Source organism: Paludisphaera mucosa (assembly GCF_029589435.1).
In the GTDB taxonomy this organism is placed as follows: domain Bacteria; phylum Planctomycetota; class Planctomycetia; order Isosphaerales; family Isosphaeraceae; genus Paludisphaera; species Paludisphaera mucosa.
Map to the genome: position 1 here is coordinate 2,840,906 of NZ_JARRAG010000002.1, position 23,208 is coordinate 2,864,113.

Annotated in this window: 24 protein-coding genes and 1 tRNA gene; 11 read left to right on the forward strand and 14 right to left on the reverse strand. The window is 68.7% G+C overall.

Features of this window, described 5'->3' with window-relative positions; all coding sequences use genetic code 11:
• Nucleotides 1-5: 5 nt before the first annotated feature.
• Nucleotides 6-2,846, forward strand: coding sequence for a c-type cytochrome domain-containing protein (locus PZE19_RS20510; protein ID WP_277862463.1), 2,841 nt, complete (start codon nucleotides 6-8; stop codon nucleotides 2,844-2,846).
• A 164-nt stretch (nucleotides 2,847-3,010) separates the two neighbouring features.
• Complete coding sequence (locus PZE19_RS20515; protein WP_277862464.1) at nucleotides 3,011-3,505, forward strand: peptidylprolyl isomerase; 495 nt, start codon at nucleotides 3,011-3,013, stop codon at nucleotides 3,503-3,505.
• Nucleotides 3,506-3,565: 60 nt separating this feature from the next.
• Here PZE19_RS20515 and PZE19_RS20520 read toward each other — a convergent pair.
• Nucleotides 3,566-3,640: transfer RNA gene (locus tag PZE19_RS20520), tRNA-Ile, on the reverse strand.
• Nucleotides 3,641-4,126: 486 nt separating this feature from the next.
• On the opposite strand from PZE19_RS20520, the gene PZE19_RS20525 reads away from it, so the two are divergent.
• The 4 genes from PZE19_RS20525 to PZE19_RS33410 are packed head-to-tail and all read left to right on the forward strand — an operon-like array spanning nucleotide 4,127 to nucleotide 8,240.
• Nucleotides 4,127-5,170 carry an aldo/keto reductase gene (locus PZE19_RS20525; RefSeq protein ID WP_277862465.1) on the forward strand — a complete coding sequence of 348 codons (1,044 nt, stop codon included), beginning with the start codon at nucleotides 4,127-4,129 and terminating at the stop codon, nucleotides 5,168-5,170.
• Nucleotides 5,171-5,191: 21 nt separating this feature from the next.
• Nucleotides 5,192-6,235, forward strand: a complete 1,044-nt coding sequence (locus PZE19_RS20530; protein WP_368411371.1) for a zinc-dependent alcohol dehydrogenase family protein — start codon at nucleotides 5,192-5,194, stop codon at nucleotides 6,233-6,235.
• 50 nt (nucleotides 6,236-6,285) lie between these two features.
• On the forward strand, nucleotides 6,286-6,633 hold the full coding sequence (locus tag PZE19_RS20535; RefSeq protein ID WP_277862467.1) for an alpha-L-fucosidase: 348 nt from the start codon (nucleotides 6,286-6,288) through the stop codon (nucleotides 6,631-6,633).
• Entirely contained in the window at nucleotides 6,591-8,240 is a 1,650-nt protein-coding gene (locus tag PZE19_RS33410; protein ID WP_497058881.1) for an alpha-L-fucosidase, read from the forward strand. Before PZE19_RS20535 ends, PZE19_RS33410 begins: the two co-directional genes overlap by 43 nt.
• Nucleotides 8,241-8,270: 30 nt before the next feature.
• Here the strand turns inward: PZE19_RS33410 and PZE19_RS20550 are convergent, their stop codons facing one another.
• Entirely contained in the window at nucleotides 8,271-9,077 is an 807-nt protein-coding gene (locus PZE19_RS20550; RefSeq protein ID WP_277862468.1) for an SDR family NAD(P)-dependent oxidoreductase, read from the reverse strand.
• Between the two features lie 305 nt (nucleotides 9,078-9,382).
• On the opposite strand from PZE19_RS20550, the gene PZE19_RS20555 reads away from it, so the two are divergent.
• From PZE19_RS20555 to PZE19_RS20570, 5 genes are all read left to right on the forward strand, one after another.
• Nucleotides 9,383-10,069: a hypothetical protein gene (locus PZE19_RS20555; RefSeq protein ID WP_277862469.1), complete on the forward strand. Its 687-nt coding sequence runs from the start codon at nucleotides 9,383-9,385 to the stop codon at nucleotides 10,067-10,069.
• Nucleotides 10,070-10,234: 165 nt separating this feature from the next.
• Nucleotides 10,235-10,528, forward strand: a complete 294-nt coding sequence (locus PZE19_RS20560) for a hypothetical protein (protein WP_277862470.1) — start codon at nucleotides 10,235-10,237, stop codon at nucleotides 10,526-10,528.
• A gap of 89 nt (nucleotides 10,529-10,617) precedes the next feature.
• Nucleotides 10,618-10,815, forward strand: coding sequence for a hypothetical protein (locus PZE19_RS20565; RefSeq protein ID WP_277862471.1), 198 nt, complete (start codon nucleotides 10,618-10,620; stop codon nucleotides 10,813-10,815).
• Entirely contained in the window at nucleotides 10,816-11,253 is a 438-nt protein-coding gene (locus PZE19_RS33130; protein WP_368411373.1) for a Calx-beta domain-containing protein, read from the forward strand. It abuts the gene before it with no gap.
• A 28-nt stretch (nucleotides 11,254-11,281) separates the two neighbouring features.
• Nucleotides 11,282-11,755 carry a hypothetical protein gene (locus PZE19_RS20570; protein ID WP_277862472.1) on the forward strand — a complete coding sequence of 158 codons (474 nt, stop codon included), beginning with the start codon at nucleotides 11,282-11,284 and terminating at the stop codon, nucleotides 11,753-11,755.
• A 32-nt stretch (nucleotides 11,756-11,787) separates the two neighbouring features.
• On the opposite strand, the gene PZE19_RS20575 is transcribed toward PZE19_RS20570, so the two are convergent.
• The 12 genes from PZE19_RS20575 to PZE19_RS20630 form a co-directional block, all read right to left on the reverse strand.
• Nucleotides 11,788-14,400: an excinuclease ABC subunit UvrA gene (locus tag PZE19_RS20575; protein ID WP_277862473.1), complete on the reverse strand. Its 2,613-nt coding sequence runs from the start codon at nucleotides 14,398-14,400 to the stop codon at nucleotides 11,788-11,790.
• A gap of 183 nt (nucleotides 14,401-14,583) precedes the next feature.
• Nucleotides 14,584-14,916: a carboxymuconolactone decarboxylase family protein gene (locus PZE19_RS20580; RefSeq protein ID WP_277862474.1), complete on the reverse strand. Its 333-nt coding sequence runs from the start codon at nucleotides 14,914-14,916 to the stop codon at nucleotides 14,584-14,586.
• 364 nt (nucleotides 14,917-15,280) lie between these two features.
• Nucleotides 15,281-15,433, reverse strand: a complete 153-nt coding sequence (locus PZE19_RS20585; protein ID WP_277862475.1) for a hypothetical protein — start codon at nucleotides 15,431-15,433, stop codon at nucleotides 15,281-15,283.
• Between the two features lie 3 nt (nucleotides 15,434-15,436).
• Nucleotides 15,437-15,661 (reverse strand): hypothetical protein, encoded by a 225-nt coding sequence (locus PZE19_RS20590; RefSeq protein ID WP_277862476.1) that lies wholly within the window; start codon nucleotides 15,659-15,661, stop codon nucleotides 15,437-15,439.
• 201 nt (nucleotides 15,662-15,862) lie between these two features.
• Nucleotides 15,863-15,988 (reverse strand): hypothetical protein, encoded by a 126-nt coding sequence (locus PZE19_RS20595; protein ID WP_277862477.1) that lies wholly within the window; start codon nucleotides 15,986-15,988, stop codon nucleotides 15,863-15,865.
• 66 nt (nucleotides 15,989-16,054) lie between these two features.
• Entirely contained in the window at nucleotides 16,055-16,276 is a 222-nt protein-coding gene (locus PZE19_RS20600) for a hypothetical protein (protein ID WP_277862478.1), read from the reverse strand.
• A 97-nt stretch (nucleotides 16,277-16,373) separates the two neighbouring features.
• Nucleotides 16,374-16,850, reverse strand: coding sequence for a DUF4385 domain-containing protein (locus PZE19_RS20605; protein ID WP_277862479.1), 477 nt, complete (start codon nucleotides 16,848-16,850; stop codon nucleotides 16,374-16,376).
• Nucleotides 16,851-16,885: 35 nt separating this feature from the next.
• Nucleotides 16,886-18,106, reverse strand: coding sequence for a zinc-dependent alcohol dehydrogenase (locus PZE19_RS20610; protein WP_277862480.1), 1,221 nt, complete (start codon nucleotides 18,104-18,106; stop codon nucleotides 16,886-16,888).
• 27 nt (nucleotides 18,107-18,133) lie between these two features.
• Nucleotides 18,134-19,006, reverse strand: coding sequence for an SDR family oxidoreductase (locus tag PZE19_RS20615; RefSeq protein ID WP_277862481.1), 873 nt, complete (start codon nucleotides 19,004-19,006; stop codon nucleotides 18,134-18,136).
• A gap of 23 nt (nucleotides 19,007-19,029) precedes the next feature.
• Nucleotides 19,030-20,142 (reverse strand): alcohol dehydrogenase catalytic domain-containing protein, encoded by a 1,113-nt coding sequence (locus PZE19_RS20620; protein WP_277862482.1) that lies wholly within the window; start codon nucleotides 20,140-20,142, stop codon nucleotides 19,030-19,032.
• Between the two features lie 106 nt (nucleotides 20,143-20,248).
• Entirely contained in the window at nucleotides 20,249-21,643 is a 1,395-nt protein-coding gene (locus PZE19_RS20625) for a carboxypeptidase-like regulatory domain-containing protein (protein ID WP_277862483.1), read from the reverse strand.
• 135 nt (nucleotides 21,644-21,778) lie between these two features.
• Nucleotides 21,779-23,131 carry an MFS transporter gene (locus PZE19_RS20630; protein ID WP_277862484.1) on the reverse strand — a complete coding sequence of 451 codons (1,353 nt, stop codon included), beginning with the start codon at nucleotides 23,129-23,131 and terminating at the stop codon, nucleotides 21,779-21,781.
• Nucleotides 23,132-23,208: the final 77 nt, after the last annotated feature.

Consider the following 23,208-nt stretch of genomic DNA (forward strand, 5'->3'; position numbering starts at 1 on the left):
CCGCCATGCCTCCTCTCCTGATGACGGCCTCCCTGCTCGCCCTCGCGACGGCCGCACTCGCCGACGACGCCCCGCCGCCCGACTACCAGGGCCAGGTCGCGCCCGTCCTGAAGAAGTACTGCGCCGGCTGCCACAACGACGAGGACCTGGAGGGCCGGTTCTCGGTCGAGAGCTTCGCCTCCCTCCAGCGCGGGGCCGAGCACGGGCCGGCCTTCCTGCCCGGCGATCCGAAGGGGAGCCTCATGCTTCGCCTGGTCAGGGGGGCAGCCCAGCCGACGATGCCGCCCAAGAAGGAGTCCCGGCCCACGGCCGACGAGATAGCGATCCTGGAAACCTGGATCGCCAAGGGCGCGCGCGGGCCGGCCGGCGAGGAGCCCGCACGACTCGCCCTGATGGTCCCGAAGATCGCCCCGAAGGCGGCGATCCGGCCGGTCGTCGCGATCGACGCCAGCCGCGACGGCCGCTGGACGGCGGTCGCCCGCGACTCCGACGTGACGCTCTATGAGGGCGTCGGCGAGCCGGTCACCCGCGGCGATCGTCCGGGCCGGTCGATCGGCAAGTACCCGGGCAAGGTCACGGCCGTCCATTTCACGCCCGACGGCAAGCGCCTGGTCACGGCCTCGGGGATCGCCGGGCTGGGAGGAGTGGCGGCGATCTGGAACGTCGACGACGGCTCATTAATTCGGTCTTTCGAGGGCCACCGCGACCTCCTCTACGACGCCGAGCTTTCGCCCGACGGCGCGCGGATCGCCACCTGCGGCTACGACAAGATCATCGAGATCCGCGAGGTCGCCACCGGCAAGCTCCTGCGGACGCTGGAAGGCCACACGGGGGCCGTCTACGACGTCGCCTTCAGCCCCGACGGCCTCTTCCTCGTCAGCGCCAGCGCCGACGACACCTGCAAGGTCTGGCGGGTCGAGGACGGCGTGCGGATGGACACGCTCCCCCAGCCGCTGAAGGCCGAATCGACCTGCCTGTTTAGCCCGGACGGCCGCTCGATCGTCGCCGGCGGGGCCGACAATAATATCCGCGTCTGGCGGTTCGTCTCCCGCGACAAGCCCGAGATCAACCCCATGACGATCGCGCGGTTCGCCCACGAGGGCCCGATCGTCCGCCTCGCCTTCTCGCCCGACGGCTCGTCGTTGGTCTCGCTGTCCGAGGACCGCACCATCAAGGCCTGGCGGACCGGCGACTACGCGGAGATCCAGGTCTGGGCCGATCAGCCCGACGTGGCGTCAGCCCTCGCCTTCGCCCCCGACGGCTCGACCTTCGACGTCGGCCGGATGGACGGCTCGCTGGCGACGTACCCCGCCCCGGTCGCGAAACTGGACGCCCCCGCGGCCGAGGCGGCCCGATCCACGGCCGTCGCCGAGCGCGCCCCGGCGCCGGTCCAGGAGGGCGCCGAAAAGGAGCCCAACGGCTCGGCCGATCGCGCCAACCCCATCCAACTCCCGGCGAAGGTCGTCGGCGTGATCGGCGGGGCGGATGGCGCCGAGGTCGACGTCGATTTCTATCGCTTCTCGGCCCGAGCCGGGGAGCCCTGGGTCTTCGAGATCGCCGCGGCCCGTTCGGGCTCGAAGCTGGATTCGTTCCTCGAAGTGCTCGACGCCGAGGGGCGGCGGATCCCCCGGGTGCTCCTGCAGGCGGTCCGCGACTCGTACTTCACCTTCCGCGGCAAGAACGGCGCGGAGCCCAGCGATTTCCGGGTCTTCAACTGGGAAGAGATGGGGATCAACGACTATCTCTACGCCAATGGCGAGGTCGTCCGCCTGTGGCTCTACCCCCGCGGGCCGGATTCCGGGTTCTTCGTCTACCCCGGCCAGGGCAGCCGCTGGGGCTATTTCGACACCACCCCCCTGGCCCACGCGCTCAACGAGCCTTGCTACATCGTCGAGCCCCACCCCCCGGGCGCGAAACTCGTCGATAACGGCCTCCCATCCTTCAACCTGTACTTCGAAAACGACGACGACGCCAAGCGCGAGCTGGGCAAGGACTCGCGGCTGACCTTCTCCGCCCCCGCCGACGGCGATTACCTGCTCAAGGTGCGGGACGTCCGCGGCCTGCAGGGGCCCGACTTTCGGTACACGCTGACGGCTCGCGATCGCCGGCCCGATTTCGCGGTGACCCTCGACGGCGCGAACCCGACCGTGAGCCCGGGTACGGCCCGCGAATTCAAGGTCTCGGTCCGCCGCATCGACGACTTCGACGGCCCGATCCGCGTGGACTTCGACGGGGTCCCGCCCGGCTTCCACGTCGCGTCGCCGCTGACCATCGAGGCCAGCCAGCTCGAGGCCTTCGGGGTCGTCGTCGCCGACGATTCCGCGACCGCGCCGGCCGCCGACGCGAAGCCGATCACCGTCTCGGCCACGGCCCAGATCGACGGCCGGGAGGTCCGCCACGACGTCGCCGCGCTGGGCGCGATCAAGCTCGGCCCGGCCCCCAAGCTCAAGGTCGCGATCGCCGCCGTCGATGGGGGCGCGAAGTCCCTTTCCAGCCCCGGCGAGGGCCCCCTCGAATTCGCCGTCGAGGCCGGCAAGACGATCATGCTGAAGCTCGTGATCGACCGGATCGACTTCCCGGGGCAGGCCCTCTTCGGGAACGAAGGCGCCGGGCGGAATCTCCCCTTCGGGACGATCGTCGACAACCTCGGCCTGAACGGCCTGCTGGTGGTCGAGGGCCAGAAGGAGCGCACGTTCTTCGTCACCGCGGACAAGACGACGCCCGAGCAGGTCCGCCCGTTCCACCTCACGACGTCCGTCGCCGGCGGCGTCTCCAGCCGGCCGGTCCTGCTGCGCGTCGTCAAGCCGAAGGCCGAGGCCCCCGAGACGGCCCAGGCGGGCCGATGACGCCCCGAAGGGCCCCTAGTTCTGCGAGGATGGAACCGAGTGCAGATCGTCCGACGCCTGCTCAAAGCCGGTCCGCCCCCGCCGACGGGGGTTGAGGCCGGCGGGGTTCGGCCGGTATTTTAGCCTCTCCCTATTTCGCCCGACCTCAAGACAGGACTACGAGCGTGCCCAGACCGAGCGTCTACTTCGACATCACCATCGACGGCCAGCCCGCCGGCCGCATCACCATGGAACTCTTCGACGACATCGCGCCGAAGACCGCTGAGAACTTCCGCGCCCTCTGCACGCACGAGAAGGGCTTCGGCTACAAGGGTTCCTCGTTCCACCGCGTCATCCCCCAGTTCATGCTTCAGGGGGGCGACTTCACGAACCACAACGGCACCGGCGGCAAGTCCATCTACGGGGCCAAGTTCGCCGACGAGAACTTCACGCTCAAGCACGACCGGCCGTTCCTGTTGTCCATGGCCAACGCCGGGCCCAACACGAACGGGTCGCAGTTCTTCATCACGACGGTCCCGACCGCCTGGCTCGACGGCAAGCACGTCGTCTTCGGCGAAGTGACCGAGGGCTCGGACATCGTGAAGAAGATCGAAGGCCTCGGCTCCTCCAACGGCAGGACGTCGGCGAAGGTCGTCGTCGAGGACAGCGGCCAGCTCTGATCGCCGCCGCCCGCCGAGGGTCGACGCGGGAGCGGCACGAGCGGCGAACGACGTGTGAATTGGTGCAGGGGGTGGGATTCGCACCCACGGCTCCGGGGGATTAGCCCGACGAGTTGCCTGCTACTCCACCCCTACACCCGCATCGTACCGCAATCCCGCCCCGCCGTCACGGCTTCTTGGGCGGCGGGGAGACCTTCGCCGGGGTCGACTTCGGCGCGGCGGCCTTCTTCGGCTTCTTCTTTTCCTTGCTCTGCGAGTTGTTGCCCTTCCCCATCGTCGTCACCTCGATTCGCGACCGAGAATTGGACCAGTTGCCACCACCCTAATGATACCACCCCGATGCGGGTGCGGGAGGGGCTCCAGCCAGTTCCACGCCGACCGCGACGCGCATCCAAACGCCCCGTTCGATCGCTCGTGTGTCGAGCGACGTCCTTCGTCGGCGTCCGCCGAAAGGCTGGAGTGACCGCAGCGGGGAAACCCGACCGCGCCATTCCTTCGGGCCGCGGGGTGGTATCTAATGAGGTCGGCCCAGGACCACGCCCAGGGTGATCACGCCGTCGTGCACCGCGGCGACGGCGGACTCCGGCGCCGGCAGGCCGATGCCGATCGAGGCGACCGCCGATGAATCGCGATTCCTCCCCCCCGCCCCCCGCCGCCGACAGGGTGGACCCCAAGTCCGTCCCCGTGAAGATCCTCGACTCGGGGGCGAGGATGCCCGCAATCGGGCTGGGGACCTTCGGTTCCGACCACGCCCACGGCGAGACGGTCGCCCAGGCTGTCCTCGACGCGGCCGCGGTGGGCTACCGGCATTTCGACTGCGCGTCGGTCTACGGCAACGAGAGACTCATCGGCGAGGCGTTGCGATCCGTGCGGGAATCCGGCGTTTCCCGCGATCAACTCTGGGTGACGTCGAAGCTCTGGAACGACCGCCACGGGGAACAGGACGTCCGGCGGTCGTGCGAGCAGTCGCTCGCAGATCTCGGGCTCGATTATCTGGATCTCTATCTGATCCACTGGCCGTTCCCGAATTACCATCCCCCGGGGTGCGACGTCACCGCCCGCCAGCCCGACGCGAGACCTTACATCCACGACGCCTACATGAAGACCTGGCGCCAGATGGAGCGGCTCGTCTACGAGTGCCTGGTGCGGCACATCGGGACGTCGAACATGACGATTCCGAAGCTGGAACTCGTCCTCCGCGACGCCCGGATCCGGCCCGCTTGCAACGAGATGGAGCTGCATCCCCACTTCCAGCAGCCGGAACTCTTCCGTTACGTCGTCGACCGAGGGATCGTTCCGATCGGTTATTCGCCCATCGGCTCGCCCGGCCGTCCCGACCGCGACCGCACGCCTGACGACACGGTCGACGTCGAGGATCCCGTGATCGTCGCCATCGCGCGACGGCTGGGGGTGCATCCGGCGGTCGTCTGCGTGATGTGGGCCGTCCGCCGCGGCCAGGTCCCCATCCCGTTCTCGGTCCGACGGGCGAACTACCTCGCCAACCTCCGGGGCGCGGTCGACGACCGCCTCACCGACTCCGACATGGCGGCGATCGCGGCCGTCGACCGCAACTGCCGCCTCATCAAGGGGCAGGTGTTCCTCTGGAAGGACGGCCAGAGCTGGGAAGACCTGTGGGACGTCGACGGCGAAATCACCCCACCCTGAGAGAGGTCGGTCATGGCGACGATGCAAGGCGTGATCCTGCCGGGGAACAGCACGGTCGACTTCGACGAGTTCGAGGTCCCGAAGCCGGGGCACGGCCAGGTCCTGGTCCGGATGAAGGCGTCGTCGATCTGCGGCAGCGACATCCGCGCGATCTACCGGGCGCACCTCGGCAAGGGTCCCGAGGGTTATCGCCCGGGCACCATCGCGGGTCACGAGCCCTGCGGCCAGGTCGTCGAGGTCGGGCCCGGCTGCCGGCGGTCCCGCGTCGGCGACCGCGTCGTGATCTACCACATCAACGGCTGCGGGGTGTGCGACGAGTGCCGCAAGGGGTACATGATCGGCTGCCACGACGAGCATCGGGCGGCCTACGGCTGGCAACGCGACGGCGGCCACGCCCCCTACCTCCTGGCCGAGGAGGCCACCTGCATCAGGCTGCCCGATTCACTGTCCTACATCGACGGCGCGCTCTGCGCCTGCGGGTTCGGCACGGCCTACGAGGCGCTCCGGAGGATGCAGGTCGGCGGCCGGGATCGTCTCCTGATCACGGGGCTCGGCCCGGTGGGCCTGGCCGCGGCCATGCTGGGCCGGGCGCTCGGCGCGGGCCCGATCGTCGGCACCGACGTCTCGGAGGACCGCCGTCGCCTCGCCCGCGAGCTGGGACTGGTCGATCACGCCTTCGCAGCCGGCGGGTCCGCGCTCGAAAACATCCTGGACGTCACCGCCGGGCGCGGCTGCGAGGCGGCCATCGACTGCTCGGGGGCGGCACCCGCACGTCTCACCGCGCTGGAGGGGACGCGCGAATGGGGCCGTTGCGCGTTCGTGGGCGAGGGGGGCGACGTCGGCTTCGAGGTGTCGAAGCTGCTGATCCACAAACAGATCACGCTCTTCGGATCGTGGGTCACCTCCCTGAATCACCTAGAGGAGCTGGTCGAGCGGCTCGATCGCTGGGACGTCCATCCCGAGGCGACGTGCACCCACCGGCTCACGATCGACCGGGCCGCGGAGGCGTACGACCTGGCCGACAAGGGCCAGGCCGGCAAGGTCTGCATCGTGTTCGACGAGTAGTCCCATCCCGCGCCCCCGATGCTGCGGGCCACTCGGATCAGGAGACGACCGTGCGACGACTCCCCCTGCTGCTGACGACCTGCTGCCTGGCCGGCCTGGCCGCGAGGGCGCAAGACCTCCCGAAGCCGCTCATCGCCCCGGGACCCTTCCAGCCCGACATGAAGTCCCTGGAGGGCTACAAATGCCCCGAGTGGTTCCGCGACGCCAAGTTCGGCATCTGGGCGCACTGGGGCCCTCAGGCCGTCCCCGGCGAAGGCGACTGGTACGCGCGCAGGATGTACGAGGAGGGGGGGGCGTCTACGCCAGCCACCTCGCGAAGTACGGGCATCCCTCGGTCCAGGGCTACAAGGACGTCATCCCGCTCTGGAAGGCCGAGAGCTGGGAACCCGACCGCCTGATGGCCCTCTACAAGAAGGCGGGGGCCCGCTATTTCGTGAGCATGGGCTCGCACCACGACAACTTCTACCTGTGGGACTCGAAGATCCACCGCTGGAACTCGGTCGCGATGGGCCCGCATCGCGACGTCGTCGGCGATTGGCAGAGGGCGGCGAAGAAGCAGGGCCTGAAGTTCGGCGTGTCGGAGCATCTCGGCGCGAGCTTCACCTGGTTCCAGGTCAGCCGCAAGGCCGACGCCAAGGGGCCGATGGCGGGCGTCCCCTACGACGGCGCCGACCCGAAATACGAGGACCTCTACCACCCGGCCGCCCGGCCCGGCGACACCGGCTGGTACACCACCGACCCCCGTTGGCACCGACGCTGGTTCGAGGTCGTCAAGGAACTCGTCGACGCCTATCAGCCCGACCTGCTCTACAGCGACGGCCCCGTCCCCTTCAACAATGAGGTGGGCCTCTCGATGATCGCCCACCTGTACAACGCCGCGGCGGCGCGCGACGGCGGCGCCCCGCAGGTCGTCTACAACTGCAAGCAGGATTCGGGCGGACGCTGGGTCGACGACGTGGAGCGGGGGGTGATGCCGGGCATCCGCCCCTTCCCCTGGCAGACGGACACCTCGATCGGCGACTGGTACTACAACAAGAACTGGAAGTACCGCGGCGCCGACTGGGTGGTGCAGATGCTCGTGGACATCGTGAGCAAAAACGGCAACCTCCTCATCAACGTCGTCCAGCGCCCCGACGGCGGGCTCGACCCCGAGGCCGAGACCGTCCTGAGCCGGATGGCCGAATGGATCGCCGTCAACGGCGAGGCGATTTACGGGACCCGGCCCTGGCTCGTCCACGGCGAAGGCCCGGTCCGGGCCCGGGGCGGCAACTTCAAGGAAGACTTCGCCTACACCGCCCGCGATCTGCGCTTCACCAGCAAGGGCGACGGCGTGCTCTACGTCTTCGCCCTCGACTGGCCGGCCGACCACCGGATCCACGTCCGCTCGCTCGGCAAGTTCCCGGGCGTCGTCGGCCGGATCGCGGACGTCGCCCTCCTGGGCAGCCGCGCCTCGCTCAAATGGACGCACGACGCCGACGGCCTGACCGTCACCCTTCCCGACGAAAAGCCTTGCGACCATGCGCTCGCCCTGAAGATCACCGGCGAAAGCCTCAGCGGATTCAAGCCCGAGCTGGCCGCGCCCATCATCGCCCTCGTACGGCCGGACGCCGCGGGGCTCATCGAACTCAAGGCCGACGAGGCCGAGCTGCACGGCACGCAGATCCAGGTCGAAGACAAGGGCGGCCGTCCGTCGGTCGGTTTCTGGGACCGCCCTTCCGAATCGGTCTCGTGGCGCGTCGGCGCCGATCGAGGCGGGAAGTATCGGATCTCCGCCTCGTGCGCCACGGTCCATCAAGCCGCTGTGCTCGCCGTCGACGCGGACGGCAAGGTCGTCGAGCTTCACCCCGTTCGGACCGCCGGTTGGGACCAGTTCGCCGAGACCGAGGCAGTCGAGATCGAGCTGCCTCCGGGAGGAGAGCGGACGGTGAAGGCCGGCCCGCGCGACGCCGCGAGCTGGAAGGCGGTGAACCTGCGATGGATCAGGCTGATCCCCGCCTCGCCCTGAGCCGTCGCAATCGAGCCGGCCGCCGCCGAGCTACCAGTGCATGACGAAGCCTCCGTCCACGTTGATCGTCTGCCCCGTGACGTGCTCCGCGCGGTCGGACGACAGGAAGACGATCATGTCGGCGATCGCCTCGGCCGTCTGCCACCGGCCCAGCGGCACCACCGCGCGGATCTTCCGGTCCGACCACTCGTCGTAGCTCAGTCGATCCGCCGGCGCGGCCTGGTCGTGCCAGGCCTGCCAGACCGAGCGGTTCAGCGTCGTCCGGACCATGCCGGGGCAGACCGTGTTGACGCGGACGCCGTGGGGGGCGAGGTCCTTCGCCAGGCACTGAGCGAAGTTGATCCCGGCCGCCTTGGACGCGCTGTAAGGCGGATCGGTCTGCGAGCCGATCTGCCCCGCGACGGAGCCGAGGAACACCATCGTGCCCGTCGCGCGATCGACCATGCGCGGCGCGACGGCGTGGGCGACGTGCACCATGCCCATGACGTTCACCTGCAGCACCTTCGCCCAGTCCGCCGGCCGGAGGTTGGTGAACGGGAAGCCGAACCGGCCGGAGCCGACGGCCGCGGCGTGGGCGAGATGGTCGATTGAGCCCACCTCCACGATCGTCCGATCGACGGCCGCGGCGACGGCGAGCTCGTCGGTCACGTCGACCGAGACGCCGATCGCATCGACGGAGAACTCCGATCGGATCCGGCGCGCGGCGGCCTCCGCGTCGCCCAGATCCCAGACCACGATGCGCGAGCCCTCGGCCGCGAACGTCGAAGCCGCCGCCAGCCCGATCCCGCCGGCCCCCCCGGTGACGACCGTGACGCGTCCACTCAGGCCCAGGTCCATGATGCATCCCCCGGAAGGCGTGCGTGTCGACGGCGACGGAGTTCCTTCTCGGGACGACGTCCGCCATCTTTCGAACAGACGTAAATTATCCCACGCCCAGGGCCGTCGAGACCAGTTTCCGGGCCGGCGGCCGGTCCGTCCTGGGATTCGATCGCCTGAGCAACCCGCCGGAAACGAAACGAGGCCCATTCTGACCGCACTCGCCGGTATGCAAAATGCACATGGGGGAGGAGTTGATCCGAAGACGATCCGACGTTTCACGACTTCAGCAACGGATCTTTCCCCCGGCAAGAGGAGCGGCATCGATGAGGCTCGCTATCGTCGCACGGTCCGCGAAGCTGGTGATCATATCGCTGTTGATCGCGGCGCCGCCGAGCGTCGGCCTGGCCCAGCAGGCGAAGGACGACCCGGCGGCGGCCAAAGGAAAGGCGTCGAAGCCCGAGATCATCTCCGGCGTGATCGTGAAGGCCGAGAAGGTCGCGAAGGAGCAGCTGCCGCAGTCCAAGTCGGACAAGGCGAAAGCCGATCCGGTGCTCTTCCGATTGTCCGTGAACACGAACGCGGTCTGGCGAGACTGGGTCCGCGATCAGGCGCAGGTCCGCGACGAGGGCCCGGCCAAGAAGGACGCCGAGAAGGGAGCGAACTCGATCGCGACCAAGGGGCAGCCGGTGGACGAGAACAGCCTGGTCGTGATCGAGGTCCTGGCCACCACCAAGATCGAGACCCGCTTCCGCGCCCCCACCGACGAGACGAGCCTCGGCGAGACGAGCCCCGACAAGGTCAAATCCGAAGAGGGGGCGAAATCGACGGAGCCACCTGCCAAGAAGCCCGTCCGTTTCCGCGCGGAGGACCTTCAGCCGGGCCTCTTCGTCGAAGCCGAAGGGGGGAAATCGGGAACCAAAGACGAGGACGCGGCCGCCGTGATCACGGTGATCCGTCCGATCCGCGTCGTCGAGCCGGCCACCCGAGTCGAACCGGCTCCGAAGTCCTGATCCTCCCCAAACCGAGACCTGGCCGGACCTTGATTCGGGAGCGCCTCTATGAGCAGGGTTCGCAAGGGACGCGGAGCAAGGCGTTCGTCGCGGTTCGTTCTCGATTGTCTCGACCTGGTGCGGCGGCGACTGCTGGCCTAGTCGCCGACGGTCGCCGCCTCTACGGTGAATCAGGTGACGGACGGCGACCAGTACAAGGCGAGATCGACGGTCGGCCCCGACGGCGTGACGACGATCGTCTGGGAGGACCGCAGGCACGCCGGTGACGGCTTCGGCGTCTACGCCCGGCGGATCGACGCCTCGGGCAAGCCGCTCGGCGACCAGTTCCGGGTCGATACGGCCACGGCGGGGCAGCAGGAGTTCCCCCTCATCGGCTCGGACGCCCTGGGGAACGTCCTGATCGCCTGGAAGGAGGGCCAGTTCTCCACGAAGGGGCTCGTCCAGTATTACCAGCGGTAGGACGCGAACGGCTCGCCGATCGGCGGGAACGTCCCCCTCCTTTCCGGATCTTCGTCCCGACCGGGAACCCGTTGACCGGCCGGATCCCGATGTCGAACCTGCCCGTCGTGCAACTCTCGTTGATGCGCGTCGCCCCCACGTCGGGCACGGGCTTCCAGGTGAATTGGGGCCCCGGCGGCCTGGATCAGGCCGCCGGCGAGTTCTACTTACAGGCGTTCGCCGACGTGGCGACGGACGGGATGTCGACGACGTCTGTGCGGGTCGGCGAGGGCGGCGGCGTGGCGTAGATCTACGTCGTCCGCGACGGCGACCTGTCGTCCTCGGGGAGCGTCCGGTACAGCATCAGCCCCGGCACCACCGCGGCCGGGGCCGATTATTCGGCCTTCTCGGGCGTGCTGCACTTCGCTCCCGGGCAGGCCTCGGCCTACGTGGCGGTCCCCGTCATCCGCGACGCCCAGGCCGAGGGCGACGAGACGTTACTCGTTACGATCAGCGACCCAATCGACGTCGTCCTGGGCCAGTCGACCTCGACCCGCGTGACGATCGCCGACGACCCCAACGGCACGGCAGACGTTGGGCTCCCAAACGTCTACCTCGACCGCGGCGCGGACGGCCTCTGGGCCTGGACCGCGGGCTTGGGCCTCGTCCAGGTCGGCGTCGCCGATCCGGAGGGTTTTCGCGGTCGGCCGCGAGGGCTTCCTCTACGTCGACTACGGCCCGTATAAGCCCTGACGCCGGGCCGGCGACGCGCTCGTGCAGATCAACGCGGCGAACCCCGAGAATGGCCTCGTCGCCCCCGACGGCACGCTCTACGTCGACTTCGGCCCCTACGGCCTGTGGCGCCGCGACGCGTCGGGAATCGCTCAGGTCAACACGGCCGATCCCGAGGGCTTGGTCGCGGCCGACGACGGGACGCTCTACGTCGACTTCGGGCCGTTCGGATTCTGGCGGCGCGACGCGGCGGGCATCGTCCAGATCAACGCCGCGGACGCCGAGGGGTTCGCCCCCGGGGCCGACGGATCGATGTTCATCGACTTCGGCTCCTTCGGCCTGTGGAGCTGGACCCTCGGGAGGTTCTCGCAGATCCGCACGGCAAACGCCGAGCACGTCGCGGTCGCCCGCGACGGCTTCGTCGATCTCGACTTCGGGCCCGCCGGTACCTGGCGTCGAGGCCCCTCGTGCGCGTGCGAACGGATCGATCCCGCCGACGCCCAGTCGGTCGCCTGACGTCGGAGGGGTGTCGAAAGCGAAGAAGGCCGTCAGGCGCGACGCGGTGAACCGCGAGATTCGTCGGGCGATCGGCCAGGGCCGTCGCGGTCCGGATGCGAGCCGCTCAGGTATCGAGCCAGGTAAGGGGCGGTCCGGCTGCTCGAAACTTCGACCACCTCCGAAGGCGGCCCCGCGGCGACGATGCGGCCCCCCTCGTCGCCCGCGCCGGGGCCGACGTCGACGACCCAGTCGCTCGCCGCGACGACCTTCATCTCGTGCTCCACCACGATCACCGTGTTGCCCGACTCGACGAGCGCGTCGAGCTGCGCCATGAGTTTGTCGACGTCCGCCGGATGGAGCCCCGTCGTGGGCTCGTCGAGGACGTAGAGCGTCTCGCCGCGCTGGGGTCGCTGCAGCTCGGTCGCCAGCTTGATCCGCTGGGCTTCGCCGCCTGAGAGTTCGGTCGCGGGCTGTCCGAGGCGGATGTAGCCCAGCCCGACTTCCCGCAGGACGACCAGGGGGCGGAGCACCTGTGGCTCCTCGGCGAAGAACTCGCAGGCCGCGTCGACCGTCAGCCGCAGGACGTCGGCGACGTTCTTGCCGCGATACTCGACCGCGAGCGTCTCCTCGTTGTACCGGGCCCCTTGACACGTCGGGCAAGGGGCGTAGACGGAGGGCAGGAAGAGCAGCTCGACCATCACGAAGCCCTCGCCCTCGCATGTCTCGCAGCGCCCCTTGGCGACGTTGAAGGAGAATCGGCCGGCGTCGAAGCCGCTAGCCCTCGCCGCCTTGGTCGCGGCGAAAAGCTTGCGGATGGGATCGAAAAGCCCCGTATAGGTCGCCAGGTTGGATCGCGGCGTGCGGCCGATCGGCCGTTGATCGACCCGGACGAGACGCTTGACGCCCTCCATGCCGGCCGTGATCCGGCCGTCGAGGACGACCGCCGCCGGTCGCTCCAGTTCCGAGCCTTCCTCCTCGTCGACGGGGATGGAGTGGCCGAGCCGCTCGGCGACCAGCTCGACGAGCGCCTGGCTCACGAGGCTCGACTTGCCCGATCCCGAGACGCCGGTGACGCTCGTGAACAGGCCCAGCGGGAACGCGGCCTCCAAGTGATGCAGGTTGTTTCGGGTCACGTCGGCCAGCCGGAGCCAGCCCTTCGGCGTCCGAGGTTTTCGAAGGACCGACGAGGCGTCGCCGAAGAGATGCCGCCGGGTCTGCGAGGTTTCGACGTCGCTGAGGCCCGCGGGCGGGCCGCTGTAGAGCACGAATCCCCCCTGCTCGCCCGCCGCCGGGCCGACGTCGACGATCCAGTCGGCGTGCCGGATCACGTCGAGGTCGTGCTCGACGACAAACAGGGAGTTGCCGGAGGCCTTCAGCCGGTCGAGCGCCCGCAGGAGGGCCTCGGTGTCCGCGGGGTGCAGGCCCGCCGACGGCTCGTCCAGGACGTAGACCACGCCGAAGAGGTTGGAGCGCACCTGCGTGGCCAGCCGCAACCTCTGGAGTTCGCCCGGCGAGAGGGTCGGCGTGCTGCGCTCGAGCGCGAGATAGCCGAGCCCGAGGTCGATCAGGACGGCGAGGCGCCCGGCGAGATCCTCGCAGATCCGCCGGACGACCAGCAGCTTCTCCGGGTGATCGGCGGCGAGCTTCTTCGCCCCGGCGGCCGTCCCCTCGGCATAGGGTTTCAAAACGTCGGCGAGTCGGGCCAGGGGCAGGCGCGAAAAATCGGCGACGTCGAGCCCGGCGAACGTAACGTCCAGCGACTCGCGCCGGAGTCTCTTGCCCCTGCAGAGCGGGCACTCGCCGCTCACCATGAACTGGAGGGCCCGCTTCTTCATCATCGGGCTCTGGGTGGTGGCGAAAGTATGTAGAACGTGCCGCCGGGCGCTGGTGAACGTGCCCTGGTAGCTAGGCTCGTCCTTGCGTTTAAGGGCCCTCCTCACCTCCTGCGCCGTGAAGCCCGAGTAGACGGGAACGGTCGGCTGCTCGTCGGTGAACAGGATCCAGTCGCGATCTTTCCGAGGCAGGTCGCGCCAGGGGGTGTCCACGTCGTAGCCGAGCGTCATCAGGATCTCGCGCAGGTTCTGGCCGTGCCAGGCGGTCGGCCAGGCGGCCACGGCCCGCTCGCGGATCGTCAAGGAGTCGTCCGGCACCATGGACCGCTCGGTCGCCTCGTAGACCCGGCCCAGGCCGTGGCATTCGGGGCACGCGCCTTCGGGGGTGTTCGGCGAGAACGACTCGGCGTAGAGGATCGCACGGCCCGGCGGGTAGTCGCCGGCCCGCGAGTAGAGCATCCGCACGAGGTTGGACAGGGTCGTGACGCTGCCGACCGACGACCGGGTCGACGGCGAGCCGCGCTGCTGCTGCAGGGCCACGGCCGGGGGCAGGCCGTCGATCTCGTCGACCTCGGGGACCCCGAGCTGGTGGAAGAGCCGTCGGGCGTACGGCGAGACGGATTCGAGATAACGCCGCTGCGCCTCGCCGTAGAGCGTGCCGAACGCCAGCGACGACTTGCCCGACCCGGAGACGCCCGTGAAGACGACGAGGGCGTCCCTCGGGATCTCCAGGTCGACGTTCTTGAGGTTGTGCTCCCTCGCCCCACGCACGCGGACGAAGCCCGTGAAATCCGGCCTCGCATCTCTCGGCGGTTGCGTCTCGTTGTCCATGCGTCGGGTTTCACAGTCGTGGGAGTCGGACCATCGTGGAGACGACGCCTTCGTCGGGCCGTCTCATCCGATCGGTCATGCTTCGAGGCGAGCTTGCAATCGATGCGCCAGGTCGAAGAGCGACCGGTCCCCATCCTCGGCGGGGACGACCTCGCGAGGCGATCGAGGTCTTCACGCCTATCTTCACCGCTGTTCCGGCCGCTTCCAGGCGCCCCGGAGTTTGCCGTAGTCGAACGCGATGTAACCCGCCTCGGCCAGCCGCTTCCCGCCCTCGACGTAATCGGCCGGGTCTCGAGACGCCCAGGTCCCAAGGCCCACCTCGTAGCGGTTGTACATGCAGAACGCCGCGGCGATCAGGACCGTATCGTGGATAGCCCGATCGTCCGCGCCTTCGGCCCTCTCCCGCTCGACGTCCCCGGCCTCCACGAGGCGGCCATCGCGGTGGGCCTTGTCGGCGATGGCGAGCAGGGCCTTCAATCTCGGCGCGATCGGCGCGTTTTCGACATTGGCGAGCACTCGATCGACGACGTCGCCATGCTCGCCCAGGTGGGTCCGGGCGGGCGGCGGCGCGGTGCTGGTGGCAGTAACCCCCTTCGTTGCCGGCCGAGACGTAGGCCGCGATCGTCTCGCGTACGCCGGGCGTGGGCGGCGACGGCCCGAGGAGCAGCACCTCGGACAGGCCTCTCAGCGGCCCTCGCGTCTCCGGATAGGCGCCCAGCAAGCCCCGGATGTCGGGGAGGCCCTCGGGCAGATCGATGCGCGCCACGTTCGGGCTCCTAAAAGATCGGCGGGATCACAGGTACGGCCAAGTCTATCGGACGACGAAACGCGACGAGAAGTCCCCAGCGGGTTGGAATCCTCGAACGGCCGCGACGCCCGTTCAGGCGGTCGCCGCCTTCGGCGCGACCTCGGGATTCTCCGATTCGACCTCGCTTCCCACGACCGAGAACCAGGCTACGAGGAGCCGTACCCCGGCCCCGATCGTGAAGACGACGTTTCCCGCCAGGTCGCTCGTCCCCTTCGATTCCAGCACGGGCTACTCGACGAAGGAGTGCCACGCATAGGTCGGCAGGGTGCCGCCGGCCAGGGCCAGGCGATGGCGACGTCCCCAGCCCGCCCGCACGTTGCACCGGATGATCAGCACCGCCGCGGTGCCGTAGAAGAGCAGGTAGGCGGCCACGATGGGCCACCCGCCGAGGAGATATCCCACCGCCAGGAATTCGCTCGGAGCCAGCAGCGAGAAGGCGCCGACCAGACTCACATTCTGTGACCGTCGATGGGTCGCGTGTCGGGGCTCCCGCGCGACGTACGCAGCGACGATCGCCGTCGCGGCCGCCACCGCCGCCCCTGCGAGCTGAGAGGTCGTCGCGAGGAAGCGTTCCTGCTGGTAAGTGCCGAAGAAAGTCGACGCGCAGCCCAGGACGAACGCGATGCCGTCCGCTGCCAGCCCGGGCCGGCGGAGTCAGAGCAAGGTCTCGCGCCTGGGCGTGAGCGCCTCGAAGAGCGTGATCGGCACGCTGATGCTCCAGACCGTATGCAGCGTGAGGACGAAGAGCGTCCACAACACGCCGATCCCGAGGGCCGGCACGTAGGCTTCGCGAAGCAGAGCGAGGCTGAAAGAGGAGGGGTTGAAGAGCGTCTGGGTCGCGAGCCCCTACTCGATCAGGCCGAAAGCCAGTGCGAGCAATATCATCGTCGGCCACCCTTTCCCGGCGCGGCGGGCGGACTCGCGGATGAGGACCGCCCCGCCGTCGTACATCGACGCCAGGATCAGGGCGAGGGGAAGAGCGTCGATGGCGATGTTGCCGAGCAGGAACTCGGCTACGAGCGGCGAAAGGGCGAACAGTCCGAGCCCGGGGGCGATGCGACGCAGCATGATCGGCGAGCCTTCGAAAAACAAATGATGCTGTGTTCGCTCGATGGGGACGACAATTGGGTCGCAGTGACAAGGTATGGGATGGGCGAAGTGAGAATCAGCCGTATTTCGCCTTCCACTCGGTCTTCATCCTCGCGTAGACGGGCTTCGCCTCTGCCTTCCGCCAGGCCTCGTAGAAGATGGCGGCCGATTCGACCTTCGCCGGGTCGCCCGTGCCCTTCGCGAGCGGATGCTTGTCGGCCGCGTCGTACTTGCGCCCGCCCTTGTAGTTGGCGTAACGCCGCGCCCGCGTGAACCCCATCTGAAGGAACTTGCGAGCCATGTCGGCGCCGACGAAGTCGCCCCGGCGAAGGTGGGCGAGGAATAACTTGTAGATCGCACGACTGCTCACCTTCGCGATCTCCGGAGTCTTGAAACGCCAGTGCGGCGTCAATTCGCTCTTGTAGGGCTCGCAGATCAGCACGCCCTGCTCGCCCTTGCCGACCCGATAAAGCTCGGGATTCGCCCTGTAGTCGACGTCGGGCCGCCAGGGATACGCCGACTTGTCGAAATTCACATAGCTCGGCTTTTCCATCCGGCCTCCTGGTTGTGCGGGGCGAGGGTCCTCCATCACGCCCCGGGCTTCAACTCGACCTTCACCCAACCGGATTTCCGGCTGTCGAACGCCTTGTACGCCGAGATGGCGTCGGTCATCGGCTCGATCTCGGACAGCACCTTCAGGGGGTCCACCTTGCCGGCGACGACCGCTTCGATCAGTCGAGGGATATACTTCCGGTGCGGGCAGTTGCCCATTTGGAGGGTGAGGTTCTTGTTCATCGCCACGCCGATCGGGAACCGGGTCATGGTCTCCGGGTAGACCCCGATGATCGAGAGCGTGCCCGCCTTGGCCAGGGCCTTGACCGCCCACGTCAGGGCCTGCGACGGCGCGTCGCCCGGCACCCATTGCCCGCCCCATGTCGCCCCCGAGCCTTCGAGCTGGACCTCCTTCTGCTCCTCCTTGAACTGTGCCTTCTTGGCGCGCGACTCGGCGTGGGCCGGTCCGCTCTCCGGACGATAGGCGTCCACGCCGACGGCGTCGATCGCCCGCAGCACCCCGATGCCGCCCGTCAGCTCCTTGAGGCGTTCGACCGGGCTCTCGGCGTTGAAGTCGATCGTCTCGGCACCCAGCTCGCGGGCCTTTTCGAGCCTGTCGGGGAGCGTATCCACGGCGAAGACTCGACCGGCCCCGAGTAGTTTGGCGCTGATGATCGCGAACAGGCCGACCGGGCCGCAGCCGAACACGCAGACGGTGTCGCCGCCCTTGATCTCGGCCGAGTCGGCCCCGAAGTAGCCGGTCGGGAAGATGTCGGACAGCAGGATCGCCCGGTCGTCGTCCATTTGGTCCGGCAGCTTGATGAGCGTAGGGTCGGCGAGCGGGACTCGGGCGAACTCGGCCTGCAGGCCGTCGATCGGCCCGGTCGTCTTGGGGCCGCCGAAGAATGCGGTCCCGGCCTCCTTGCCGTTCGGGTTGGCGTTGTCGCACTGCGACTGGTAGCCGGCGGTGCAGTAGGCGCAGCGACCGCAGCAGATGGTCGACGGCACGACCACGCGGTCGCCGACCCGGAAGTCGCGGACGGACGCCCCGACGGCCTCGACGACGCCGACCCCTTCGTGCCCCATGATCGTGCCGGGCGTCATGCCGGGCATGGTGTCGCGGATCATGTGCAGGTCGGTTCCGCAGATGGCGCTCGCGGTCAGCCGCACGATCGCGTCGGTCGCCTGCTCGATCCGGGGCTCGGAGACCTCGTCGAGTCGAATGTCGCCGAGTCCGTGGAAAACCACCGCCTTCATATCCGATCTCCTGGGTGTCGCGGTCCGTCACATCATGGGCTTGCCGCCGGTGACCGCAACGGTCGCGCCGGCCATATAACTCGACTCGTCGGAGGCCAGCAGCACGAAAGCGGGGGCGACCTCTTTGGGCTGACCCGCCCGCCCCAGGGCCGTGTCCTTGCCGAAATTCTTCACCTTCTCCTCCGGCATGGTGGCCGGGATCAGCGGCGTCCAGATCGGCCCCGGCGCGACGCAGTTCACACGGATGCCCTTCTTGCCGAGCATCTGAGCCAGGCCGTTGGTGAAGTTCTGGATCGCCGCCTTGGTGGAGGCGTAGGGGAGGAGGTTCGGGCTTGGGGCGTCGGCCTGGATGGATGTCGTGTTGATGATCGCCCCGCCCGCGGGCATGTGCGGCGCGGCGGCCTTGCACAGCCAGAACATGGCGTACAGGTTCGTCTTCATCGTCCGGTCGAATTCTTCCGTGCTGATCTCCTCGATGTCCTCCCGGCTCATCTGGAAGGCGGCGTTGTTGACCAGGACGTCGACCTTGCCGAATGCCTCCACCGCCCTGTCGATGATCGCCTGACAGTGGGACTCGTCCTGAATGTCGCCCGGGACGAGGACGCACTTCTGGCCGGCAGCCTCGACGACGCGGGCGGTCTCCCTGGCGTCGACCTCCTCGTCGAGATACGAGATGAGGATGTCCGCCCCCTCGCGGGCGTAGGCCAGGGCCACGGCCCGTCCGATCCCCGAATCGCCGCCGGTGATGACGACCGCCTTGCCTTCGAGCTTGCCAGAACCCTTGTAGCTGTCCTCACCATAATCCGGTGGCGGGTCCATCTCGGCTTCCACGCCCGGGGGCGCCTGCTTCTGGGGCGGGTGGGGCGGCTTCGGGCCTTTTTCGCGTGGGTCTTCTGGCATGGTGGGGCTCCTTGAAGGTGGGATTATTGCATCCGGAGGATCGGCTTGATGATCTTGTGGGCGTCGCTGTCGTCGATCGCCTGGTTGACGTCCGCGAAGTCGTGGAACTTCACGGGCTTTTCCAGGGGGAAGCGGCCTTCCAACTGGAGCCGCATCAGGTCCTCGAGGAACATGGGCGATTGGCCGCCGCCGCCCATCGCCCCGACGATCCGCTTGCCCTTGAGGGGGACGTCGGCGAACTTGTACTGCACGGTCTCCGTCAACTTGGCCCCGCCCATCCTGGCGCACGTACCGCGGACGCCCAGGGCCTCGATCGCCTCGGACACGAGGTTGGACCCGTCCGTCGCCTCCATGCTGAAGTCGACGTTGTCCCTGATCAGGGCCTTCGGCTCCTCGACCGTGCCCGGCCCATGCTGCAGCGTGTGCGTGGCCCCCAGCTCCCCGGCCAGGGCCAACCGCTCCGCCACCTCGTCGACGGCGATGATCGTCGTCGCCCCGGTCATCCTCGCGGCCATGACGGCACCCAGACCGACGTTGCCCGCGCCGAAGCCGGCGATCGACGACCTGGGATAGGGCTTCAGTTCGTTGAAGTTGGTGCCCGCCCCGGTGGAGATCGAGCACCCGTACTGGCCGGTCAGGTCCAGGTCGAGGCCGTCGTGCGCCCGGGCGAGCTGACGCTCCAGGGCGAGCGTGTTCGGGACCCATGACGATTGCTGGAAGAACCGCCCGGCCAGCGTCTCGCCGTCCCGCGACATCGGGCTCGAACCGTCCATGCGGTAGCCCGAGGACGTCAGGGCCATGTAGTTCTGGCAATAGCGGGGTTCTCCCCTGCGGCAGGTGAGGCAATGGCCGCAGAAGGGAACTCCGATCATGACCCGGTCGCCGGTCTTGACGAGGCTGACGCGGGAGCCGATCGCCTCGACGACCCCCGCACCTTCGTGCCCCAGGACGCCCGGAATGGGAAAGGGTTCGAGGCCGTGGATGCAGCCCTTGTCGGTCCCGCAGACGCCGCAGCTGGTGACCCGGATCAAGACCTCGTCTTCGCGCGGATCTTCCAGCTCGACTTTCTCCAATTTGATCCTGCGACGGGCTAGGACCCCGTCGGGCTTCTCCATCACGGCGGCGGTGATCTGCACGGTCTGCTCCGGGAGGTTTCCACCTTTTCTCGGAGCAAGTCGTTAGCAAGCCCTATGCCGCCGCCGAGGGCCCTCGAAGACCGTGCCTGTGGAAACGCCGCGCCCGCTATTTCGCCTTGAGCGTCGCCTCGGCGGTCTCGCCGCCCTTCAATTCGACCGTGATCCGTTCGCTTCGCTCATCGCTGGAACCGGGATTGGGCTGGCCCCAGATCACGTATCGGCCCGGCGGCACGATCTCGAAGGCCAGTTGGTTCCTGGCGTCGACGTCCCCGACGCCGCCGAACGATCCCTCGGCCTCGCCCCCCTCGGGCTCGATCTTGACCATGTATCCCCCGGGCCTCGCCGCGCCGCCGAAATCCACCGTCACACGGACGCCCGAGGCTTTCATCATCGTCAAGGCGACGTCTTCCGCGGGGCTCGTGATCGACAGGCCGAGTCCGGGTCGGCAATAGCCCGGCTTGAAGAGCCACACGCTCGCCGTCCCCTCCGGCACCGGCTCGGCCCGGAAACGGCCGTCGGCGTCGGTCGTGCAGCGGTATTCGCGAGACGACTCGTAGCGTCCTCCGGATTTCGGCTGCACGTTATCGAGCCTCACCTCGACCCCAGCGAGCGGACCGCCGGCCTCGTCGACGATCCGCCCCGACACGGACGCCGCCGCGGCGAGCCCGCAATCGAACGGCTGCCATCGGGGCTGTTCGTCGGCCTGGACGTACCCGGCCACCCGGGGGACGAACCCTTCTGCCGAGACCACCACTCGGTGCCAGCCCGCGGGCGAGCGCCTCATGACCCAATGGCCCTGGGCGTCCGTCGTGGCCTCGACCGCGAGCGGATAGGCGTATCCACCCTTCTCCTGCGGCTCGACCCGCTCCAGCCTCACCGTGGCGGCGATCGGTCGCCCGCTCGACAGTTCCGCGACCTTCCCTTCCAGCACCCGGCCGTCGGCCGCGGTGAACCCGTGGGCCTCCAGGCGTTGGTCGACGACCGTGAGACCGTCGGGCACGACGACGTCCGACCAGCGGATCTCGTCCGTGAAGACGTCGAGCTGGGCGGGCGGCGTGTCGTCGTCCGGTTCGGTCGGGTTCAGGTCGGCCGGCATTTCGTGGAGGCGCTCCCAGTTCGTCGCCTGCCAGACCATCAGGACCCAGTCGACCTTGACGCGCTTCTGCGGCTCGCCGTTCGGGGCCAGCCAGAAGCTGTAGCCGACGCCGTCGTGGACGACGACCCGCCGGGTTTTCGCATCGACCCTCGCGAACTCGGCGAGGACGGCGTTCAGGGCGTTGGCGTCGCCGCGGCATTCGGAATGCCATTGGCCGCCCCCGAAGGGCGGGCCCTCCCACCAGGCGACCCGGCTGGGATGGTTGAAGATCCCCGCCGCCCCGGTAGGCCAGCCCGGATCATGCAACGGCTTGTTGCCGGCGTCGCCGCGGATCAACGCTTTCGCCTCCCGAGGGGAAGCTGCGGCGAGCAGGACGATCACGAGGGTCGTCGCGATTCTGGTCATGGCACTCCCTCCCAGGACGATTTGGAGAGTCGCACGCAGGGTCGACGCATGAGCGAGAGGTTTCTTAGATGGTGGACGCCGACGGCGGCCTGAGCGTGCGGACTGGAAGGTTTCCAAGGTCGCTGCGGCCGCTGATCACCCCGCTTCCGCCAGCGCCGGAGGCATCGCCGTGGCCGAGGCCGCGCCCACGCCCGGCAGGATGCCCAGGCGGACGTAGATCGGCCGGGCGTGGCTCCGCAGCCGGGGCAGTTGCATGGCGAAAGCCAGGCCGCCCAGCAGGACCAGGACTCCCGACCCCAGGACGACGTTGCGAGCGCCGGCCACCCCCGCGAGCCACCCGCTCAGCAGGCTCCCGAACGGGGCCGCACCCTGGAAGGCCATCCCGTAGAAGCCCATCACCCGGCCCCGCTTGTCCTCGTCGACCATCGTCTGGATCAGGGTATTCGACGCCGCCATCTGGACCATCATCCCGGCCCCGGTCGCCGTCAGCATGGCGGCCGACAGCCACAGCGATCCGGAACGTGAGAATCCCGCCAGCCCTAGCCCGAGGAGAACAGCCGCGGCCACGATCACCCGGCCCAGCCCGAGGACCGAGGGCCGCGAGGCCAGGTAGAGGGCCCCGCACAAGGCCCCCAGTCCGGTCGCCGCCGACAGCACGCCGAGCGTGTGCGGCCCCCCGCCGAGCACCTGAGCCGCGAACACCGGCAAGAGCACCGTCTGGGGCATGGTGGCGAAGCTAATCAAGGCCAGCAGGAGCAGCAAGGCCCGGATCGGCGGGAAGCCGAACGCGTACCGCGCCCCCTCGACCAGATGCCGCCCGACCGACTCGGCAGAGGCCCTCATGGGCCGCGACGGCAGGCGCATCGCCGTCAGGGCCGCGACCACCGCCACGTAGCTGACCGCGTCGACGACGAAGCACCACGCCTCGCCCGCTGCGGCGATCACGGCACCGGCGAGCGCCGGGCCGACGAGCCGCGCGCCGTTGACCAGCGACGAATTCAGGGCGATGGCGTTGGGCAAGTCCTCGCGACGACCCACCATCTCGACTAACAGGGACTGCCGGGCCGGCATATCGAACGCGTTGATCGCTCCTTGCGCAGCGCTCAGGACGACGATCAGCCATATCGAGGCGGCCCCCCCCTCGGCGCGGAACGCCACCCAAGCGAGGGCCGCCGACTGAACGAGCGAAAGCACCTGGGTGACCACCATCACGCGGTGACGATCCCAGCGGTCCACGAACACCCCGGCCAATGGGCCGAGGAAAAACGTCGGGGCGAGGCCCGCGAAGCTGACGACCCCGAGCAGCCACGGGGCCTCCGCGCCGCCAAGGCGGAAGACCAGCCACCCGGTCGCGAGCCGGGTCATCCAGGTGCCGACGAGGGAGACGCCTTGCCCCGCGAAGAAGAGCCGATAATTCCGGTTCCCGAACGCTCGGCCCATCGCGCTGAGCCGTGATCGCCGATCCGGCTCCGCGTCATCCGTCGACATGCTCGCCCCTCTTTAGCTCCTGGCACCCCGAAGGTCGAGTAATCCCCGGCCCCGGGTGCGACGTTTTCGAACCTTGC

Bases quoted from the DNA above. Each gene is read 5' to 3' on its own strand.
- PZE19_RS20510 (WP_277862463.1), top strand. From the start codon at position 6: ATGCCTCCTCTCCTGATGACGGCCTCCCTGCTCGCCCTCGCGACGGCC.
- PZE19_RS20525 (WP_277862465.1), top strand. From the start codon at position 4,127: ATGAATCGCGATTCCTCCCCCCCGCCCCCCGCCGCCGACAGGGTGGAC.
- PZE19_RS20530 (WP_368411371.1), top strand. From the start codon at position 5,192: ATGCAAGGCGTGATCCTGCCGGGGAACAGCACGGTCGACTTCGACGAG.
- PZE19_RS20550 (WP_277862468.1), bottom strand. From the start codon at position 9,077: ATGGACCTGGGCCTGAGTGGACGCGTCACGGTCGTCACCGGGGGGGCC.
- PZE19_RS20555 (WP_277862469.1), top strand. From the start codon at position 9,383: ATGAGGCTCGCTATCGTCGCACGGTCCGCGAAGCTGGTGATCATATCG.
- PZE19_RS20565 (WP_277862471.1), top strand. From the start codon at position 10,618: ATGTCGAACCTGCCCGTCGTGCAACTCTCGTTGATGCGCGTCGCCCCC.
- PZE19_RS20575 (WP_277862473.1), bottom strand. From the start codon at position 14,400: ATGGACAACGAGACGCAACCGCCGAGAGATGCGAGGCCGGATTTCACG.
- PZE19_RS20600 (WP_277862478.1), bottom strand. From the start codon at position 16,276: ATGCTGCGTCGCATCGCCCCCGGGCTCGGACTGTTCGCCCTTTCGCCG.
- PZE19_RS20605 (WP_277862479.1), bottom strand. From the start codon at position 16,850: ATGGAAAAGCCGAGCTATGTGAATTTCGACAAGTCGGCGTATCCCTGG.
- PZE19_RS20610 (WP_277862480.1), bottom strand. From the start codon at position 18,106: ATGAAGGCGGTGGTTTTCCACGGACTCGGCGACATTCGACTCGACGAG.
- PZE19_RS20615 (WP_277862481.1), bottom strand. From the start codon at position 19,006: ATGCCAGAAGACCCACGCGAAAAAGGCCCGAAGCCGCCCCACCCGCCC.
- PZE19_RS20625 (WP_277862483.1), bottom strand. From the start codon at position 21,643: ATGACCAGAATCGCGACGACCCTCGTGATCGTCCTGCTCGCCGCAGCT.
- PZE19_RS20630 (WP_277862484.1), bottom strand. From the start codon at position 23,131: ATGTCGACGGATGACGCGGAGCCGGATCGGCGATCACGGCTCAGCGCG.